This is a genomic window from Pseudoalteromonas lipolytica, assembly GCF_001306915.1.
Taxonomy (GTDB): domain Bacteria; phylum Pseudomonadota; class Gammaproteobacteria; order Enterobacterales; family Alteromonadaceae; genus Pseudoalteromonas; species Pseudoalteromonas simplex.
On the sequence record NZ_LJTC01000032.1, the window covers coordinates 1 to 814 of the forward strand.

The 814-nt window shown below is 68.8% G+C and carries 2 pseudogenes; both read right to left on the reverse strand.

The features are described 5' to 3' along the window. Positions 1-541, reverse strand: a pseudogene (locus AOG27_RS21360) (electron transfer flavoprotein subunit alpha/FixB family protein); the annotation flags it as partial. A gap of 8 nt (positions 542-549) precedes the next feature. Then, positions 550-814: pseudogene (locus tag AOG27_RS21365) on the reverse strand (FAD-binding protein); the annotation flags it as partial.

Below are 814 nucleotides of genomic sequence, written 5' to 3' on the forward strand. Positions count from 1 at the left end.
GGATGGCACCCGAGATGCCCACGGCGATGTAGAGGTCCGGGGCGACGATCTTGCCGGTCTGGCCCACCTGCATGTCGTTGGGAACGAAGCCGGCGTCCACCGCGGCACGCGAGGCGCCGATGGCCGCGCCCAGCTTGTCGGCGATGCCGTCGAGGAGCTTGAAGTTCTCGCCGTTGCCCATGCCGCGGCCACCGGAGATGACCACCTTGGCGGCACCCAGCTCGGGACGGTCGGACTGGGCCAGCTCCTCCTTGATGAAGGTGGACTGGGCGTTGTCGGCCACGAAGTCCACGGCCTCGATGGCGGCGCTGCCGCCCTCACCCACCGCATCGAAGCCGGTGGTGCGCACGGTGATCACCTTCAGCGCGTCCTCGCTCTGCACTGTGGCGATGGCGTTGCCGGCGTAGATCGGGCGTTTGAAGGTATCCGCGGACTCGACGGCGATGATCGCGGAAATCTGCGCCACGGCCTTGAGCGCGGCGACCCGGGGCAGCACGTTCTTGCCGGTGGTGGAGGCCACCGCCAGCACGTGGGTATAGTCGCCGGCGGGATGGCACCCGAGATGCCCACGGCGATGTAGAGGTCCGGGGCGACGATCTTGCCGGTCTGGCCCACCTGCATGTCGTTGGGAACGAAGCCGGCGTCCACCGCGGCACGCGAGGCGCCGATGGCCGCGCCCAGCTTGTCGGCGATGCCGTCGAGGAGCTTGAAGTTCTCGCCGTTGCCCATGCCGCGGCCACCGGAGATGACCACCTTGGCGGCACCCAGCTCGGGACGGTCGGACTGGGCCAGCTCCTCCTTGATGAAGGTGGAC